Annotated in this window: 13 protein-coding genes and 1 tRNA gene; 10 read left to right on the forward strand and 4 right to left on the reverse strand. The window is 77.8% G+C overall.

The window, feature by feature from the left end; translation table 11 throughout:
• Window positions 1-260 precede the first annotated feature (260 nt).
• The 10 genes from ACOQFB_RS07295 to ACOQFB_RS07340 all read left to right on the forward strand — a co-directional run bounded on the left by ACOQFB_RS07295 (window position 261) and on the right by ACOQFB_RS07340 (window position 11,029).
• Window positions 261-2,507: an NAD(P)-binding domain-containing protein gene (locus tag ACOQFB_RS07295; RefSeq protein WP_421609695.1), complete on the forward strand. Its 2,247-nt coding sequence runs from the start codon at window positions 261-263 to the stop codon at window positions 2,505-2,507.
• Window positions 2,504-4,369 carry a cytochrome c3 family protein gene (locus tag ACOQFB_RS07300; RefSeq protein ID WP_421609694.1) on the forward strand — a complete coding sequence of 622 codons (1,866 nt, stop codon included), beginning with the start codon at window positions 2,504-2,506 and terminating at the stop codon, window positions 4,367-4,369. Before ACOQFB_RS07295 ends, ACOQFB_RS07300 begins: the two co-directional genes overlap by 4 nt.
• Window positions 4,366-5,283, forward strand: coding sequence for a cytochrome C (locus ACOQFB_RS07305; RefSeq protein ID WP_421609693.1), 918 nt, complete (start codon window positions 4,366-4,368; stop codon window positions 5,281-5,283). The genes ACOQFB_RS07300 and ACOQFB_RS07305 overlap by 4 nt, the downstream gene beginning before the upstream one ends.
• Window positions 5,280-6,068 carry a hypothetical protein gene (locus ACOQFB_RS07310; RefSeq protein ID WP_421609692.1) on the forward strand — a complete coding sequence of 263 codons (789 nt, stop codon included), beginning with the start codon at window positions 5,280-5,282 and terminating at the stop codon, window positions 6,066-6,068. The genes ACOQFB_RS07305 and ACOQFB_RS07310 overlap by 4 nt, the downstream gene beginning before the upstream one ends.
• Complete coding sequence (locus ACOQFB_RS07315) at window positions 6,069-7,802, forward strand: hypothetical protein (protein WP_421609691.1); 1,734 nt, start codon at window positions 6,069-6,071, stop codon at window positions 7,800-7,802. It abuts the gene before it with no gap.
• A 42-nt stretch (window positions 7,803-7,844) separates the two neighbouring features.
• Window positions 7,845-8,729, forward strand: a complete 885-nt coding sequence (locus ACOQFB_RS07320) for an endonuclease/exonuclease/phosphatase family protein (protein WP_421609690.1) — start codon at window positions 7,845-7,847, stop codon at window positions 8,727-8,729.
• Between the two features lie 65 nt (window positions 8,730-8,794).
• On the forward strand, window positions 8,795-9,142 hold the full coding sequence (locus ACOQFB_RS07325) for a hypothetical protein (RefSeq protein ID WP_421609689.1): 348 nt from the start codon (window positions 8,795-8,797) through the stop codon (window positions 9,140-9,142).
• 29 nt (window positions 9,143-9,171) lie between these two features.
• Window positions 9,172-10,149: an SDR family oxidoreductase gene (locus tag ACOQFB_RS07330; protein WP_494492520.1), complete on the forward strand. Its 978-nt coding sequence runs from the start codon at window positions 9,172-9,174 to the stop codon at window positions 10,147-10,149.
• 350 nt (window positions 10,150-10,499) lie between these two features.
• A tRNA-Lys gene (locus ACOQFB_RS07335) sits at window positions 10,500-10,571 on the forward strand.
• A 161-nt stretch (window positions 10,572-10,732) separates the two neighbouring features.
• On the forward strand, window positions 10,733-11,029 hold the full coding sequence (locus ACOQFB_RS07340) for an STAS domain-containing protein (protein WP_059438449.1): 297 nt from the start codon (window positions 10,733-10,735) through the stop codon (window positions 11,027-11,029).
• Window positions 11,030-11,040: 11 nt separating this feature from the next.
• Here the strand turns inward: ACOQFB_RS07340 and ACOQFB_RS07345 are convergent, their stop codons facing one another.
• The 4 genes from ACOQFB_RS07345 to ACOQFB_RS07360 all read right to left on the reverse strand — a co-directional run bounded on the left by ACOQFB_RS07345 (window position 11,041) and on the right by ACOQFB_RS07360 (window position 18,191).
• The gene (locus tag ACOQFB_RS07345) at window positions 11,041-12,222 is read right to left on the reverse strand and encodes an efflux RND transporter periplasmic adaptor subunit (RefSeq protein ID WP_421609687.1); all 1,182 of its coding nucleotides are present in this window, start codon (window positions 12,220-12,222) and stop codon (window positions 11,041-11,043) included.
• A 3-nt stretch (window positions 12,223-12,225) separates the two neighbouring features.
• Window positions 12,226-14,586: an FtsX-like permease family protein gene (locus ACOQFB_RS07350; RefSeq protein ID WP_421609686.1), complete on the reverse strand. Its 2,361-nt coding sequence runs from the start codon at window positions 14,584-14,586 to the stop codon at window positions 12,226-12,228.
• On the reverse strand, window positions 14,583-15,317 hold the full coding sequence (locus ACOQFB_RS07355; protein ID WP_421609685.1) for an ABC transporter ATP-binding protein: 735 nt from the start codon (window positions 15,315-15,317) through the stop codon (window positions 14,583-14,585). Before ACOQFB_RS07355 ends, ACOQFB_RS07350 begins: the two co-directional genes overlap by 4 nt.
• Window positions 15,318-15,467: 150 nt before the next feature.
• Window positions 15,468-18,191: a M16 family metallopeptidase gene (locus tag ACOQFB_RS07360; protein WP_421609684.1), complete on the reverse strand. Its 2,724-nt coding sequence runs from the start codon at window positions 18,189-18,191 to the stop codon at window positions 15,468-15,470.
• Between the last annotated feature and the right edge of the window lies 1 nt (window position 18,192).

Here is an 18,192-nt window from a genome sequence, read left to right on the forward strand (position 1 = left end):
CGCCCGGCCGATTCCGTTATAGCGGACATCCTTAGAAGCGGACGCGCCTCCTGTCAAGCGGACACGGCGGCGGCCCGCCGCGGACGCCCGCTGCCGGGGACCGGGCCCGGGCGCCGGCGCGGCGCTGAGACGCGGTCGCGGGAGCGGGTGCGTGTGTCACCCACCGTCAATACTCCCTGACGGGGGGTGACGTGGCCGAGCCTTGCTGATCCAGGTCAATCCCGCGAGCGTGCGACAGGCTGCCGCAGCGCCCGAACTCCATGGACCTCGCCACCCTCTGGATCGTCTCCGGCTCCCTCGCCAGCGTCGGCCTGCTCGCCGGCGGCCACCTCGGCCGGCGCTGGGCCCGCGAGCGCCGCGACGCCGCCGAGCTCGAGGCGAAGCGCGCCCGAGGCCAGCACCTGGCCCGCTCGCTCCACCCGGTCATCGACCCCAACATCTGCATCGGCAGCCTCTCCTGCCTGCGCGCGTGCCCGGAGGGCGACATCCTCGGCATCGTGGACGGCGCCGCGAAGCTGGTGCACGCCGACCACTGCATCGGCCACGGGCGCTGCGCCGCCGAGTGCCCGGTGGGCGCGATCCGGCTGGTGTTCGGCACCGCCGAGCGCGGGGTGGACCTGCCGGAGGTGGACGAGTTCTTCGAGTCCTCGCGGCCCGGCGTGCACGTGGTCGGCGAGCTGGGCGGGATGGGGCTCATCAAGAACGCGATCCAGCAGGGGCTCCAGGTCGCGGAGCGGCTGGCCGAGACCGCGTCGCGCCAGGCGCCGGTCGCGGTGGTCGGCGCGGGCCCGGCCGGCATCGCCACCGCGCTCGGGCTGAAGGCGCGCGGCATCCCGTTCCGCCTGCTCGAGCAGGGGACCATGGGCGGCTCGATCGCCCATTACCCGCGCAAGAAGGTGGCGATGACCGAGCCGGTGGACCTGCCGCTGGTGGGCCGGTTCGGGAAGCGCCTCATCAGCAAGGAGGAGCTGCTCGCCTCCTGGCAGCGCGTCCTCGCGAAGGCGGGCATCGCGGTGGAGGAGGGCGTCAAGGTCACCGGCCTGGACGGCGAGGACGGCCGCTTCGAGCTGCGCACCGAGCGCGGCACGGTGCAGGCGTCGAAGGTGGTGCTGGCGGTCGGGCGCCGCGGCACGCCGCGGAAGCTGGGCGTGCCGGGCGAGGAGCAGGAGAAGGTCCTGTACGGCCTGCGCGACCCGGAGGCGTTCGACGGCAACCGGGTGCTGGTGGTGGGCGGCGGCGACTCGGCGCTCGAGGCGGCCATCCAGCTCGCCACCGAGTCGAGCGCGGAGGTGACGCTCTCGTACCGCGGCGCCGAGCTGGCGCGCTGCCGCGAGGCGAACCGCGCGCGCCTCCAGGAGCTGGTCGCCGCACGGCGCGTGCGCCTGCTGCTCGGCTCCCAGGTGACCGCCATCCGGCCGCGGCAGGTGCTGCTCGACCTGGGCGGGCGCGCCGCCACGCTGGAGAACGACTTCGTGGTGGTGAACGTGGGCGGCGAGCTGCCGCTCGAGCTGCTCTCGAAGGCGGGCGTGGCGCTGCGGCGCTACCACGGCGAGGCGCCCGGGCAGGTCCGCCGGCCCGCCCGCGCGCGAGCCGCGGGGCGCGGGGGCGCCGCGGCCCGGCCCGCCGCCGGCGCCGGGCGCCCCACGGCGGACCGGCGCCGCCGGCGCGCCTTCCACGCCGCCTACGCGCTCGCCGGCGTGGCGATCCTGGCGGTGCTGGCGTGGAAGGGACGGGAGTACTACCCGCTCGCGCGCCTGGACCGGCTCCGCTCGCCGCTCCACCCGGCGATGAAGCCGGCGGGGCCCTGGGGCCACGGCGTCGGCATCGTGGCGACGCTGTTCATGCTCTCGAACTTCCTCTACGCGGTCCGCAAGCGCTGGAAGCGCTTCGCGCCGGTGGGGAGCATCCGCGGCTGGCTCGACTTCCACGTGTTCGTGGGCTTCATGAGCCCACTCGTCATCGCGTTCCACGCGGCGTTCCAGTCGAACAACCTGCTCGCCACCGGCACCGCGGGCGCGCTCTGCATCGTGGTCGGCACCGGGATCGTGGGGCGGTTCATCTACGGCGCCGTCCCCTCCGACGGCGGCAAGGCGGTGGAGCTGGCCGACCTGCTGGCGCGGTTCGAGCGCTCCCGCGCGGCGCTCGGCCCGCTGCTGCAGGAGGCGGGCGCGCCGGCCCGGGCGCTGCTCGACCGCGCCACCGCGCCGGTCCGCGCCGGCTCGCTGGCGCTGCTGTTCGTGCGCATGCCGGCGGAGTCGCTCCTGCTCCGCCTGCGCCTGCTGCGGGTGCGCGGACGCTTCCGCGGGACCGGCCATTACGCCGAGTTCCGCGCCACGCTGGTCGCCCTGGCGCGGCTGCGCTGGCAGATCCGCTTCTACGCCTCGCTGAAGCGCCTGCTCCGCGGCTGGCGCGTGCTCCACGCCTCGCTGGCCGTGTTCCTGGTCCTCGTCATCGCCGCCCACATCGGCGTCTCCCTCTACCTCGGGTACGGACTCCTCCACCGGTGAAACCCTCGACCGCAGCGCTCCTCGCCTCGCTCGCGCTGGCCGCCCCGGCGGCCGCGCGCGCCGACGTGTTCTCGCCGGGCCCGCTCTCCCGGTCCCACCAGGGCCTGGAGGGGCTCCAGAGCTGCACGAAGTGCCACCTGGCCGGGCAGCAGCTCTCCGCCGACACCTGCCTCGCCTGCCACGCCGAGCTGAAGGACCGCGTCGCGCGCGGGCTGGGCTTCCACGGCCGGCTCCCCGCGGCCGAGCGCGCCTGCGAGCGGTGCCACCACGAGCACCAGGGCCGGGACTTCGCGCTGGTGGACTGGGGGCCGGGCGGGAAGAAGGGCTTCGACCACGCGCGCGCCGGGTTCGAGCTGCGCGGCAAGCACCGGCGGGTGGACTGCGCCCGCTGCCACGACCCGCGGCTGGTGGCGGATCCGGCGGTGGCCGAGGTGCTGCGCAAGCAGCCGGAGCGCCGGACCAGCCTGGGCGCGCCGCAGCGCTGCGCCGCCTGCCACTTCGACGAGCACCGCGGCCAGCTCGGCCCGGACTGCGCGCGCTGCCACGGCGAGGACGCCTGGAAGCCGGCGGCGCGCTTCGACCACGCGCGCACCGCGTACCGCCTCGACGGCAGGCACGTGCGCGTGGCCTGCGCGAAGTGCCACGCGGACGTGGCGGAGGCCGCCGGCGCGCCCGGCCCCGGCATGACGCCGCCGGTGCGGGCGGCCGCCTACGCCCGCTACAAGGGCGTGGCGTTCCAGGCCTGCACCGACTGCCACAAGGATCCCCACCAGGACCGGTTCGGCCAGGCGTGCGCGAGCTGCCACGTCACCGCCGACTGGAAGCAGGTGACCGGGCTCGGCGCGAAGCGCGCCTTCCACGAGAAGACCCGGTACCCGCTGCGCGGCGCGCACGCCACGGTGGCCTGCGAGGCGTGCCACGGCCCGTGGCCCGGCGAGAAGGCGCGCTACAAGGGCATCGCGTTCGCGCGCTGCACCGACTGCCACGCCGACGCGCACGTGGGCCAGCTGGCCCGCGTCGCGCCGCCGGCCGGCGCCGCCCCGCGGCCGGCCTCCACGGCCGGCGCCGCCGCCGGTGCGGCCGCCGATCCGCGCGCCTGCGACCGCTGCCACGGCGTGGACCGCTTCCTCCCGGCGCGCTTCGAGCCCGAGGACCACGACCGCACCGCCTACCGGCTGGAGGGCGCGCACCGCGCGGTGGCCTGCGCGCTGTGCCACCCGAAGGACGCGCGCCTCGCCGCGAAGGTGCCGGCGCGGGTCCGCGAGGAGCTCGCGCGCCACCGCCGGCCGGTGACGGTGAGCCTCGCGTCGCTCGACCTGCAGCGCCCGTCCGACTGCCGCAGCTGCCACAAGGACCCGCACGGCCGGCAGTTCGAGGCGCGCACGCGCGCCGAGGGCTGCACCGCCTGCCACGGCCTCGACTCCTTTCGCAGGGTGCGCTTCGACCACGCCCGCGACGCGCGGTTCCCGCTCACCGGCAAGCACGAGCGGGCCGCCTGCGGCGCGTGCCACGCGCCCGACGGCGCGGGCGTGGTGCGCTGGCGCGGCGTGCCGCAGGCGTGCGCCGGCTGCCACGCCGACGCCCACGCCGGCCAGCTCGCGGCGAAGGGGCAGGGGACGGACTGCGCCCGCTGCCACGAGACCGCCGGCTGGAAGGCGCCGGCGCCGCTCCGCTTCGCGCACCAGAAGCCGTTCACCGCGTTCACGCTCGACGGCAAGCACCGCGCGCTCGCCTGCGAGAAGTGCCACCCCTCGGTGCAGGTGGACGGGACGGCGGTGCGCCGCTACCGCCCGCTGCCGGTGAAGTGCCAGGGCTGCCACGCCGACTTCCACCAGGGCGCGTTCCGGGGGTACGTGCCGTGATCGCCACCGCTCCGCGCCTCGCGCGCGCCCTCGCCGCGTCCGCCGTCCTCGCGGCGCTCGCGGCACCCGGCCCCGCCGCCGCCGCCCCGGCCGCGCCGGCCCGGGTCGACCTCGCCGCGCCGCGGCCCGGCCCCGGCGCGCACGGCGGCGACACCGACTGCGCCGCCTGCCACACCGCCGACGGCTGGAAGGCGGTGACGTTCGCGCACGAGCGCACCGGCTTCCCGCTCGACGGGCGCCACCGCGACGCCCAGTGCCGCGCCTGCCACGCGAGCGGCACCTTCGCCGACCCGGTGCCGCGCGCGTGCGCCGCCTGCCACCGCGACGTCCACGGCGGCCGGCTCGGGCCGCGCTGCGCGAGCTGCCACGACGCCACCGCCTGGTCCACCCCGACCTTCGGGCCGGAGGCGCACCGGCGCACCGCGTTCCCGCTCACCGGGCGCCACGCCCTGGTCGCGTGCGAGTCGTGCCACGGCGACCGCCGCGACCGCGCCTTCGCCCGGCCCACGACGCGCTGCATCGCCTGCCACGAGGCCGACTGGGCCCGCGCCGGCTCCGCCGCGGCCTCGGTGAACCACGACCTGGCCGGCTTCCCGCAGGACTGCCGCGGCTGCCACAGCGCGTGGCGGTTCTCGCCCGCGGGGCTGCCGGCCCACGAGGTCTGCTTCTCGATCAAGTCGGGGCCGCACGCCGGGATCCGCTGCAAGGACTGCCACTCCAGCTTCCCGGCGGTGGACTACGCGCAGCCGTTCACCTGCGCGACCGACACCGCCGACTGCCTCCGCTGCCACGGCAACGTCGCGGGGGAGCACGACGGCGTGGCGGGCTTCCAGCTCGTGAACCGCAAGTGCTACGAGTGCCACCGCTTCTCGGCGGCGTTCGGAGGCCTGCACGGAACCGGGGTGCCGAGATGAGGACCGTCCAGACGTTCGTCGCCGCGGCGGCGGCGCTCGCCCTCGCCTGCAGCGAGGGCGCGGGCTCCGCGCCGTCCATCACCATGCCGTCGCGGGCGGGCCACGCCCAGCGGTGGTTCCCGATCGTGGCGGGCACGCCGCACGCGACCGCCAGCTGCGACGACTGCCACGGCGCGTTCGACACGTTCGCGAAGTTCGACTGCATCCACTGCCACACCGGCGACCACGCCGACGAGGCGGCGCTGACCACGCGCCACGCCGGCGTGCCCGACTTCCGGTTCGCGAGCGAGGCCTGCTACGGCTGCCACCGGTCCGGCGTGGGCGTGGACCACACGAAGCTGTTCCCCATCGCGGCCGGCGACGCCCACGCCAGCGCCGGCTGCGCCGAGTGCCACGTGGACCCCGCGGACCGGAAGGTCCTCGGCTGCGCCGGCTGCCACGACCACGAGCAGGCCACCATGGCCACCGCGCACGCGGCGGTGCCCGACTACGCGTTCGACTCGGCGCGCTGCGTCCGCTGCCACGCCGAGGCGCAGGTGGATCGCGTCGCGGCGCACCTGCCGTTCGGGATCGCGCCCGGCCTGAAGCACTCCGGGACCCGCGCCGCCTGCCTCACCTGCCACCCGGCCACCCGCGCCGACAAGGCCTGGGCGGCGGACTTCGCGGTGAAGGACTGCCTGGTGTGCCACGGCCAGACCGACACGGGCTCCCACCACACGCAGGTCGCCGGCTACGCCTGGGCCACCGACGCCTGCATCCGCTGCCACCCGGCCGGAGTGCACTAGATGCCCGGCGCGCTCGCCCTCGTCCTCTCCGCAGCCCTGGCCGCCGCGCCCGCCGCGTCCGCCCCGGGCAAGCAGCGCCCGCGGCGCCCGGCCCGCGCCGCTCCCGCGTCGGCCGCGCCCGTGCCCCGGCCGCCCGCCGCCGCCGAGGACGGTCCGCCCGCGCCGGCGCGCCGGGCGGATCGCCCGCGCGGCACCGGGCAGATCACCTACGCCACCGCCTCGCGCGCGTACCTCGACGCGGGCTCCGACGACGGGCTCGCGGCGGGCGCGGTGATCGAGCTCCGGCGCAACGGCGCGCCGGCCGGGCGGTGCACGGTGGAGTCGCTCGCGCCGCACCACGCGGCGTGCGCCGGCACCGGCCTGCGCCCCGGCGACGCGTTCCGGTTCGAGCCCGCGGCGCTCGCGGCCGAGGCGAGGCCGCTCCCGCCGCCGCCGGGCGACGCGGAGCTGGCGCGCCGCCTGGCGGTCGTCACCGCCGCCCCGGTGCCGCAGGTCGAGTTCCGCGCCGCCCCCGGCGCCGCGTCGGCCCCGGTGCCGCGGAGCCGCACCGCGGAGGTGGGCGCGTCCTACCAGGCCTGGACCGCGTCCACCGCCGGCACCTCGGACCGCGCGGCCCTCGACGTCGCCATCCGCGAGGCGGAGCTCGCGCCGTGGCTCACGCTCGACGTGGACGCCCGCGCCGAGCGCTGGCTCCGCCGCGACGCCCCGCGCTTCCGCCCCAAGGACGACACCCAGCTCTACCTCTGGCAGGCGCAGCTCACCGCCACCCCCGGCGACGCGCTGCGCCTCTCCGCCGGGCGCGTGCTGCCCTGGGCCATCCCCGGCGCGACCGTGTTCGACGGCGGCCTGGCCGGCGTGCGCGGGCGGCTGCTCGGCGCGCGCGCCGAGGGCGGCGTGTTCGGCGGGGCGGTCCCGGAGCCCGACACCACCGAGCCGACCACGCGCCGGGCGACCGGCGGGGCCTACTGGATCCTGGACGGCGCGCTCGGCCGCGGCGCGTCGTGGAGGCAGGAGGGGCGCATCGCGATGGTGCGCACGCCGGAGCTGGGGACGCGCGCGGAGGGCTCGCTCACCGGCCGCGTGTTCCTGCGGCGCCTGGACCTCTCGGCCGAGGCGCACGTGGGCGGCGGCGGCAAGCGCGGCGGCACGGACCTGGACGCGGCCCGGGTGGACGCGAGCGCCCGGCCGGTGGACGGGCTGCTCGTGGGCGGGAGCTTCCGCCACGCCGGGCTCGCGTGGCCGCAGACGTTCGACCCGGCGGCGTTCCCCGGGCGCTCGCGGGCGGCGGACGGGTTCGTGAGCTGGGACCCGGTGCGCTGGCTGCGGGTGGGCGGCACCGGCGGCTTCTCGCGCGACGTGTCGAGCGGGCTGGAGCGGCGCTGGGCGGGGCCGGAGCTGGGCCTGCCGCGGCTGCTCGGCGCGAGCGGCGGCCTGACGCTGGGGTACCTGGAGGAGTCGGGCTGGCTCGACGGCCGGAGCGCGTACGCGCAGCTCCTGTGGCGGCCGTTCCAGGCGCTCCGGCTGGTCGGGCGCGCGAGCTGGTCGCACGACGCGGCGTTCGGCGTGGACCGCGACGAGATCGGGGTGCTCGCCAGCGCGACCGCGGACCTGGGCCGGCACCTCGGGCTGCGGATCAGCCTGGCGGGCCGCGGCGCGTTCGACCCGGGCGCGGAGGAGGGCGGGAGCATGCCCTACGGGATGACCGGGTTCGCGACGATCTTCGCGGCGTACTGACCGCGGGCGCGGCGGCGCCGACCTTGCACGGCGCCGGGCCGCATGGCCCGACCCGACCACATCCGTTCCGCCGCGCTCGCGGTGCTCGCCCTCGCCGCCGCCTGCGCGCCGCCTCCCCTCGACGCGACGCCGGGGCCGCCCGCCGCCCTGGTCCGCGTCGTCAGCTGGAACGTCCACGACCTGTTCGACGACCTCGACCGGACGGAGCCGCCCGGCGCGCTCGACACCGTCGCCACCGCCGGCGAGGTGGACGCGAAGCTGGCGCGGGTCGCGGCGGTGCTGGCGCGGCTCGACGCCGACCTGGTGCTCCTGCAGGAGGTCGAGACCGCCGCGCTCGCGGACGCCCTGGCGGCGCGGGCGGGGTACGCCGAGGCGCGGCTGGTCGAGGGGAACGACCCCCGCGGCATCGACGTGGCGGTCCTCTCGCGCCTGCCGCTCCGCGCCTACCTCAGCCACCGCGACGAGCGCGACGCCGCGGGCCGGCCGCTGTTCCCGCGCGACTGCGTGGAGGCGCACGCGGCGCTCCCCGGCGGCCGGACGCTGGTGCTGGTGGGCAGCCACCTCAGCTCGGCCCTCTCCGACGACGGGACGCGCCGGGCCGCGCAGGCGGCGCGCATGCGCGAGCTCGCCGACGGGCTCGTGCGCGGCGGCGCCCGGGTCGTGGCGGGCGGCGACCTGAACGACGAGGCCGGATCCGTCGCGCTGGCGCCGCTGCTCGGGGACGGCACCTGGCTCGCTCCCGCCGCGGCGCTGCCGCCGGACGCCGCGTGGACCTGGTCCGGCGGCGGGGACCGGGCGGCGCTCGACCACCTGGCCGTCCCGCGGGCCGACGCCGCCTCGGTGGTGCAGGCCGCGGTCGCCGGGGGGCCGGACGTCGAGGCGGCCTCGGATCACCGGCCGGTGGTGCTGGACCTGTGGCTGCGGTAGCGGCGCGCGGAGGCAGGGGTTCCGCCGTGCCGTCCGGGTCCAGACATTTCGGCGGGAGGTGGCGCATGGCGAGCGACCGGCGGCCGGAGAAGCCGAGGGTGCCGAAGGTGCAGGGGCTCGCCGGCGGCCCGGGGCCGACGCCGCCGGGCGTGGACGACGGCACGCCGCATCCCGGGGCCGAGCCGCCCGGGCAGGCGCCGGAGCCGGAGGCGCAGCGCCGCGCGAGCGACGCCGCCGAGCGGAGCGCCGGCACGCGGAAGGCGCACCTGGACGAGGCCCGCCGCGCCCACCAGGCGCGCGACGGGCGGGAGGCGGGCGAGGGCGAGACGGGCGAGGCCGGCGAGCCGACGCGCGAGCCGCCCACGCCGCGCGGCGCGGGCGAGCGAGAGGGCGGGGGAGGGACGCGGCGGTGAGGCGGGGCCTGGCGGGGAAGGTCGCGGTCGTGACGGGCGCGTCCGCGGGCGTGGGGCGCGCGGTGGCGCGGGAGCTGGGGCGGGCGCGGATGCGCGTCGCGCTGGTCGCGCGGAACGCCGAGGCGCTCGAGAACGCCGCCCGCGAGATCCGCGGGGCGGGAGGCGAGGCCATCGCGGTGGTCGCCGACGTCTCGGACGCCGCCGCGGTGGAGGCCGCCGCGGACGCGGTGGTGCGCGCGTGGGGCGGGATCGACGTGTGGGTGAACGACGCGATGGTGAGCGTGTTCGCCCCGGTGATGGAGACGACGGCGGAGGAATACCGGCGCGTGACGGAGGTGACGTACCTCGGCTACGTGCACGGCACGCGCGCCGCGCTCCGCCACATGCTGCCGCGCGACCGCGGGCACGTCGTCCAGGTCGGGTCCGCGCTCTGCTACCGCTCCATCCCGCTGCAGAGCGCGTACTGCGCCGCGAAGGCGGCGGTCCGCGGCTTCACCGACGCGCTCCGCTGCGAGCTCGCGCACGATCGGAGCCGGGTGCGCCTCTCGATGGTGCACCTGCCCGCCGTGAACACGCCGCAGTTCGAGCTGGTCCGCACGCGCCTGCCCGGCCACCCGAAGCCGGTGCCGCCCATCTACCAGCCCGAGGTGATCGCGCGCGCGGTGCTGGCCGTGGTGCGGCGCCCGCGGCGCGAGCTGTGGGTCACCTGGAGCACGACCCGCGCCATCCTCGGCCAGCGGACGATCCCGGGCCTGCTCGATCGCTACCTCGGCCGCATCGGGTACCGGGCGCAGCAGGCGGACCGCCCGCCGGAGCCGGGGAGGCCGGACGATCTGGAGCGGCCGGTGCCCGGCGATCACGGCGCGCGCGGAGAGTTCTCGGCCGAGGCCCGGCCTCGCAGCGCGTCGCTCTGGTTCACGCTCCACCGCAGGAGCCTGGCCGCGGGGGCGGTGCTCCTGGCCGCCGGGGCGGTATGGGCGTCACGCAGCGTGCGGATCGCCACCTGAAGCGGGGAGGCCTCGGCGCTCGGGCGGGGCGCGCGAGCGCACGGGCGGTGCGAGCTCGTCTCATGGCCGTGGGTCGCCGGGTCACGCGATACCTGCGCGCTGGATCCACGCGTATGGTTCGCGTCGAGGCTGAGGAGCGGGAGCGGAACGTCCGGGACGGGGGGGTTCCCGCTCCTCAGCCAAGCTCCAGGGGGGAGCAGCACCCGCGCCGGCATGCACCTGCATGCCGGCGCGGCCGCTTCCGGTGCCGCGCGGCCGGGAGCTGGCGTCGCGGCGGCGGCGAGGCGCACGCGTCCGTGCAGCCCGCGGCTGGCTCGCGTGGTATGAAGCGCCGGTCGGCTCCGCCGAACGGGGCGCTAGCTCAATGGTAGAGCAGCGGCCTTTTAAGCCGTTGGCTCAGGGTTCGAGTCCCTGGCGCCCCACTCTCGACGCATGCCCCGGTCCGCGGCGCGTGCGTGCATCCTCGGCCCTACGCCTTCCGCCCGCGCCAACATGCCTCGGACGCTGGGTTTGGGACGATATCGAGCACCGGGTATTTTTGGAGCTGGACGGTGATCGCAGCGGTCGCCGGGGGGATGCACCGATGGATCGACACGACCCGGTGGAACCGGACACCATCCGCAAGGACGGCGTGTTCGACGTGTCGGCGGCGCAGGACGTGGCGCAGCGCCTCGCCGCGACCCCCGCTGGCGCGGAGGTCCGCGTCGATCTCACGCACGTGCGCGAGTTCCACGACTTCGGCGTGGCGGTGCTGGCCCGGGCGCTGGCCGGCTGCCCAGGCCGCGTGTCCGTCCGCGGGCTGCGCCAGCACCACCGGCGGTTGCTGCGCTACCTCGGCGTGGCCGCGGCGCCGGACGACGGCGCGGGCGCCCCCGCGTAGTCCGGCCGGCGTCACGGCTCCCGCGCACGCACCCGCGCGCCGTCGTGGAGCGCGCCGGTGGGCCGGAGCACCACCGGCGTGCCGTCGGCCAGCCCGCCGGCGATCTCCACCTCGGTGGCCGCCAGCGCGCCGAGCTGGACCGGCCGCAGCCGGGCCCGCCCGCCCTCGACGGCGTACACCGCCCAGCCGCCGTCGCCCCGGAACACGCTGCTCGCCGGCACGCGGAGCGCGTCGGCCCGCCGCGCCACCGCCACGCGCCCCTCCACGCGCCAGCCGTCGCCGAGGGCCGACCACGCGCCCGCGGCGCCGGCGGGATCCACCAGCACGTTCACGCGCTGCTCCTCCACGCCCAGTGCGCTCACCTTGGTGAACGCCGACGGCTCGACCCGGCGCACGCGGCCGGCGAGCGGCGCGTCGCCGCCCCAGGCCGTCAGCTCGACCTCCGCGCCGGGGCGCACCCGCGAGGCCTGCTCGGTGAGCAGCTCGAGCGCGACCTCGAGCTCGCGGGGATCCCCCACCTCCAGGACCGGCGTGCCCGCCAGCACCGGCCCCGGGCTCTCCTGCACCACGCGGAGCACCACGCCGGCGACGGGCGAGGCGACCGGGACGGCGCCGCCGGCCGCGCCGCGGGGCGCGGCGAGCACGGCCTCCGCCGCGATGCGCTCCGCCCTCACGCGGCCCACGGTGGCCCGCGCCGCGTCCACCTCCTCGCGCGCGGCGCGCGCGGTCGCCTCGGCGGCGTCGTGGTCGCTCGGCGCCATGGCCGAAGCGGCGAGCAGGGCGCGGGCCCGCTCGAGCGTCCGCGCCGCGTCGGCCTCCACCACCCGCGCCCGGCGCAGCGCCGCCTCCGCCTGCGCCTCGGCGGCCCGCGCCGCGGCCACGCGCGCCCGGGCCTCCGAGCGCGAGCGCGGGTCGAGCGGCGTCGGCGTGAGCGGGAGCACGCGGGCCACCACCGCGCCGGCGCGCACCGCGTCGCCGGCGTGGACCTCGACCCGCTCGAGGGACCCGGTCACCGGCGCGGACACGGCGTGCCGCTCGCGCACCCGGGCCTTCCCGGTGCCCTCCACCCACTCGGCGATCGGGCCGCGCGCCGCGCGCCGGACCTCCACCTCGGCCGCTCCCCGCCCGACGATCGCCGCCGCGCCCGCCAGCGCGAGCGCCACCACCGCCCCGAGCACGATCCAGCGCCGCATCGCTCACTCCCGCGCCTTCAGCACCTCCACCAGATCGACGTCCCCGACCCACCGCCGCGCCAGCAGGACCAGCAGCCCGCTCGCCGCGCAGACCACGCCCACCGCCCGCGCCCACGTGCCGGGTGAGATCACCACCGGGAGCCGGAACAGGTCGGAGGAGACCAGGCGCGAGGAGAGCGTGGCGAGCCCGAGCCCCAGGGCGCAGCCGGCCGGGATGGCGAGGAGCACCAGCACCGCCAGCTCGCCGGCCAGGATGCGCCACGCCTCGCCGGGCGTGAACCCGAGCACCTGCAGCGTGGCGAGCTCGCGCTGGCGCTCCGCGTGCGCGACCCGGGCCGCGTTGTAGACGACCCCGCCGGCGAGCACGAGCGCGAACCCGGCCAGCACCGCGACCACCCCGCCCATGAAGCGCCCGATCACCGCCTCCATCGAGCGCCGCAGCTCCTCGCCCAGCGTGACCGCCGCCACCCGCGGCCGCTCCGCGAGCCGGGCCTCCACCTCCGGGCCCGCCCCGGGCGCCAGCGCGAGCAGGGCGCCGCTGGCGCGCGGACCGTCCCCGAGCGCGGCGTCGAGGCGCGCCCGGCTCACCGTCGCGCTCACGCCCACGAAGTCGTCCACCAGCGCGGCCACCGGGAGGGCCAGCACCGGGCGCCGGCCCTCGTGGACCTCGGCGAGCACCGTGTCGCCGGGGCCGACGCCGAGCATGCGCGCGAGCTGCGACGAGAGCACCACGCCGGCCGGCGGCACCGGCACCTCGCGGCCGCGCGCGTCCACCAGGCGCCACAGGCGCGCGCCCGGCTCGAGGCCGGCGAGCTCGGTCCGGTGGCGGCGCGGCCCGCTCCGCAGGGTGGCGGGCACGCCGCGGAACGGCTCCACCGCGCGCACGCCGGGCAGGGCGCGCAGCTCCGCGAGCGCGTCGGCCCCGGACGCCTCCGAGAACACCACGATGGCGTCCTCGCGGCGGGCATCGCGGAAGTAGACGCCGAGCAGGTGGCGGAGCTCGTCCTGCATGGCGCCGGCGAGGACGATCACCGCGATCCCGGAGGCGATGCCGAGCGCCGACAGGGCGGCCCGCACCGGGCGGCGGGACAGGTTGCGCAGCACCATCCGCCACGCCGGCGGGACGCCCGGCCGCGCCAGCAGGCGGTCGAGGCCGGTGGCGCGGAACGCGGCGGGCGGCTCGGGCCGCATCGCCTCGGCGGGCGGGAGCCGGGCCGCGCGCGCCACCGCGCCGGCGACGCCCACCAGCGCCGCCAGCGCGCACAGCGCCGCGCCCGAGGCGACCACCGCCGGCGCGTCCGCGTACACCAGGAACGGGAAGCGGTAGAACTCCGCGTACATCCGGGCGAGCCCGCGGCCGAGCAGCGCTCCGCCGACCGCGCCCGCGGCGGCGCCGGCCGCCACCACCGCGCCCACCAGCTTCGCGTAGTGGACCGCCAGCGCGAGGTCGGAGTAGCCGAGGGCCTTCAGCATGCCGACCTGCGGCCGCTGCTGCGCGACGAGGCGCGACACGATCACCGACAGCAGGAACGCCGCGATGCCGAGGAAGATGGCCGGCATGACCAGCGCCAGGGCCCGCAGCTGCGTCAGCTCGTCGGAGAGGTAGCGGTGCGAGGTCTGGTCGCGGCGGCCATGGGCGCCGGCGCCGCCCCAGGGCTCGAGCACCCGGTCCACCGCGGCGAGGACGTCGGCCTCGGCCGCGCCCGGGCCGAGGCGGAGCGCCACCGCGTCGAACGCGCCGTCGAGCCCCGCCGCCTCCGCAAGGTCGGTGCGCGGGGCCCAGACCACCCCGAAGCTCCGGTCGTCCGGGAACAGCATGCCGGGGCCGACCGCGTAGACGTACTCGGGCGAGAGCGCCACCCCGATGACCCGGAGGCGCGTGCGGCGGCCGTTCACCACCGCGCCGAGCGCGTCGCCGGGGCCGAGCCGGTTCGCGACGGCGAAGCCCTCGGTGAGGACCGCCACGCCCCGCTCGCCGGGGAGCGGGAGGCGGCCGGCCCGCACCGCCAGCACGTTCAGGCGCGGCGGCGCGCGGTCGGGAAGCGACACGAACATCGCCCGCGCGCGGCGGCCGTCGGGGAGGTCCAGGCGCCCGGGCCAGATCACCCGGGTCTCCACCTCCGCCACCCCGGCGATCGCGGCGAGCCGCGCCCCCACGGGCTCGGGCGCGCGCCGCACCGAGGCGAACGCGTCGGCGAACCGCTGGCGCGCGTAGTACGCGTCGCGCGTCCGCAGCATGGCGCGCTCGGTGAGCACGGTCGTCACCCACACCGCCATGGCGCTGGCGATGAGCGCGCCCACCGCCACCGCCTGGCCGCGCATGCGCCCGAGGTCGTGCCAGGCCTTGTGGTCGAGCGCGCTCACCAGGCGATCTCCGCGGCCGGCGCGCGCCTCGCGTTCCGGTCGATGCGCGCGATGCGGCCGTCGCTCACGTGCACCACCCGGTCGGCGAGCGCCGCGATGGCCGCGTTGTGGGTGATGACCACCACCGTCGTGCCCAGCTCGCGGTTCACCTGCTCGAGCACCTCCAGCACCACGCGGCCGGTGGCGGCGTCGAGCGCGCCGGTCGGCTCGTCGCAGAGCAGCACGTCCGGCCGCTTCGCCACCGCGCGGGCGATGGCGACCCGCTGCTGCTCGCCGCCGGAGAGCTGGGAGGGGAAGTGGTCGAGCCGCTCCCCCAGCCCGACCCGCCGCAGCGCCTCGTCGGCGGGCATCGGGGCGGGCGCGATCTCGCAGGCGAGCGCCACGTTCTCGCGGGCGGTGAGGCTCGGGACCAGGTTGTAGAGCTGGAACACGAAGCCGACGTGCTCGCGGCGGTAGCGGGTGAGCGCGCGCGCCGACGCGCCGACGAGGTCGTGCTCGCGGTAGCGGACGCGGCCGGCGGTGGGCACGTCCAGGCCGCCCAGGATGTTGAGGAGGGTGGACTTCCCGCTGCCGGACGGGCCGAGGATCACCACCAGCTCGCCGTCGTACAGCTCGAGATCCACGCCGCGCAGCGCGGGGACGTCCACCTCGCCCATCCGGTAGACCTTCTCCAGGCCGCGCGCCTCGAAGGCGGGGATCCGATCGCCGCTCGCTCGCGCCGGGCTCGCCATGTCCCCCCGCACGGCGGGCGCACGGGCTCCCTCGCCCGCGCACGCCCGGTGCAGAGCGTCGCCCCTCCGCGCTCCGGCGGGGGAGACGAAAGCGGGGTGCCGCGGACGCGTGCGCGCCGCGTCCGCAGCCTGCCGGGCGGACGGCGCCCGTCAGCGCGCGGCCGGCGCCGGCTTCGCCGCGACGACCTCGGGCTCGAGCCCGGCGGCGCGGAGCGCGGGCGCCAGCGTGGCCGCGTCGCCCGCGACGAGGATCACCTCGCGGTCGAGCGCGGCCGCCTGCGCCGCGGCCTGGACGCGCTGCGGGGTCACCGAGCGAAGCCGGTCGCCGAAGGTGTCCCACTCGTCGGCGGGGAGCCCCTGCACGAACGCCTCGGCGATCATGCCGCCATCCCGCGCCGAGGTGCCGAACTGGCGCAGGTAGTCACGGAACACCCGCAGCTTGGCGCGGTCCAGCGGCTCCTGCGGGATCCCGCGCGTGCCCGCGGCGAGCGCATCCAGCAGCGCCTGGACGGCGTCGCGCACCTGCCGCGCCTCGACCGTCGTGTCGAGGAACAGCGCCGAGCCCCGGACCGTGTCGATCAAGGCCGGCGAGACGCCGTACGTGAGCGCGCGGCGCACCCGGAGGTCCTCGAACAGGCCGCGCTCCATCACGTCGACGAGGACCCGGGTGGCCGGGTCGTCGCGGAGCGCGCGGGGCGGGATGCGCAGGCCCAGCGTGATCCGCGCCTCCTGGGCGCCGGGGCGGTCCATCACCACCACCTGCCGTCGCGCGGGCAGCGGCACCGCGGGGAGGGCGGCGGGCGGTGTGGCGTCGAGCCCCCGCCAGCCGCCGTAGAGCTGCTCGATCCGCGACCACAGCTCCGGGGTCGGCTGCACGTTCCCCGCGATGATCAGGGAGGCGCGATCCGGCCGGAAGGTCGCGTCGTGGAAGCGCTTCGCGGCGGAGGTCGCGTACCCCCGCACCCGCGCGGCGTCGACCACGACCCCGAACGGCTCGCCCGGGAAGACCCGCGTCAGGAGCAGGGCGCCGGCCCGCTCGTTCTCGCTCTGGCCCGGGGGGCGGCGATCGAGCTCCTGGACGGTCGCGGTGCGCAGCCGCTCGAAGACCGGCGCGTCGAACGTCATCTGCGACGCCCGGCACGAGAGGTTGACCAGCACCTGGTCCACGAGATCCGACGGGTAGTGGATCGTGGCGAACAGGGAGTCCGGGGTCGCCCGGAGCACGTTGTAATGGGCGATCCTGCCGGCGATGCCGCACGGGGAGGCGAGCGAGGCGAGGTACTGCAGGTCGGCGTCGGACCGCAGGCCGGGGTCGCGCCGGAACACCAGGCGCGCGTCCACCGCGCGGAACCCGGGCCGGTACGCCACCACCACCTCCAGGCCGTTCGGGAGCCGCCTGCGCTCGGCGCGTGCCAGCCCCGCCCGCATCGCGGGGACCGGCGGGACGGCGACGCCCGGCTCCTCCGGCGCGGGTCCGTGGTGATCGGCGCCCGCCGCCACCCCGGCGACGGGTCCCGCCGCGGCGCGGCCGCCCGGGACGACCAGGAGCGCGGCCGCGCGCGCGTCGTCCAGGTACCGCTCGACGTACTCCTTCGAGTCGGTCGTGAGCGACACCGCGACCTGCTTCTGCCAGCCGCCGACGAAGTCCGGCTCGCCGGTCGTGCGGAAGTACCGCGCGGCGTCGGCCACCTCGAGCGCCTCGAGGCGGAGGTGGGACCGGAGCAGCAGGTTGTCGCGGATCCAGCGCTTCGCGTCGTCGTCCAGGTCGGCGCCCGCCCCCAGCCCGCGCCAGAAGCGCCGGACCGATCGGAACGCGTCGAGCACCGCATGCGCGTCCTCGCGGCGCGTGAGCTCGATCTGCGCGACCACCAGCGCCACGCCGTCCATGCGATCGACCGTGGTGTCCACCGATCGCACCAGCCCCGCGTGCTCGTACTGCATCCAGGACAGCCGGCGCCGCACGTACTCCTCGGCCGCCAGCGCCCGCGGCACGCCGCGGTCCGCGTCACCGGGCATCGACCACGCCAGCCAGAGCACCGGCCGATCCACCGGGGCCTCACGAACCTCCAGGTCGCGCGCGACCGGCGCGGTGAGGTCCGGCCTCGGCGGCCGGAACGCGACGGGCAGCCGCGCCGGCGCGCCGTCGTTGGCCAGCGCGCCCATGGCGCGCAGCGCGCGGGCGGACACCGAGGCGCCCGGCTCGGGCCCGGTCACCACCAGGATGACGCTGGCCGGCGTGTAGTGTCGCCGCACGAACCCGCGGACGTCCTCGAGCGTGATGCGCGCCACGCTCTCGGCCGACGCCGCGCGCGCGTATGGGCTGCCCGGCAGCGCGCGCGCCCGGAGCCAGTCGAGCTGCCGGGGCTCGTCCTGCCCCGCGTGCCGCTCCGCCATCTCGCGCGCCACCACCGCGCGCTCCCTGGCGAAGGCGGCCTCGTCGACGCCCGCGAGCGGATCGCGGAGCCGGTCCGCCTCGAGGCGGAGCAGCTCGTCGAGCTGATCCGGCTGGCCGATCTCGTAATAGTCGGTGGAGTCGTCCTGGGTGAACCCGTTGAACTCGGCGCCGGTGGCGAGCAGGCGGCTCCACAGCGTGGCCCCGCCGCCGGTGCGCGCCCGGAACGAGAGGTGCTCGACGAGGTGCGCGAGCCCCTCCTTGCCGGGCGGATCGTCCACGCTGCCCACCTGATACGAGGCGGAGACCATCACCGTCGGCATGTGCGGCAGCGCGTACGCGACCAGCCGGATGCCGGTGGGGTAGGCGGCGGCGAAGCCTTCGTAGGGGACCGCCTTCACCATCTGCACCGGCTTCACCGGCGCGCAGGCGAGGACGGCGGAGGCGACGAGGAACGCGGCGACGAGCGGGCGCGTGCGCATC

This window comes from Anaeromyxobacter sp. Red801 (genome assembly GCF_049201065.2).
Classification (GTDB): Bacteria; Myxococcota; Myxococcia; order Myxococcales; family Anaeromyxobacteraceae; genus Anaeromyxobacter.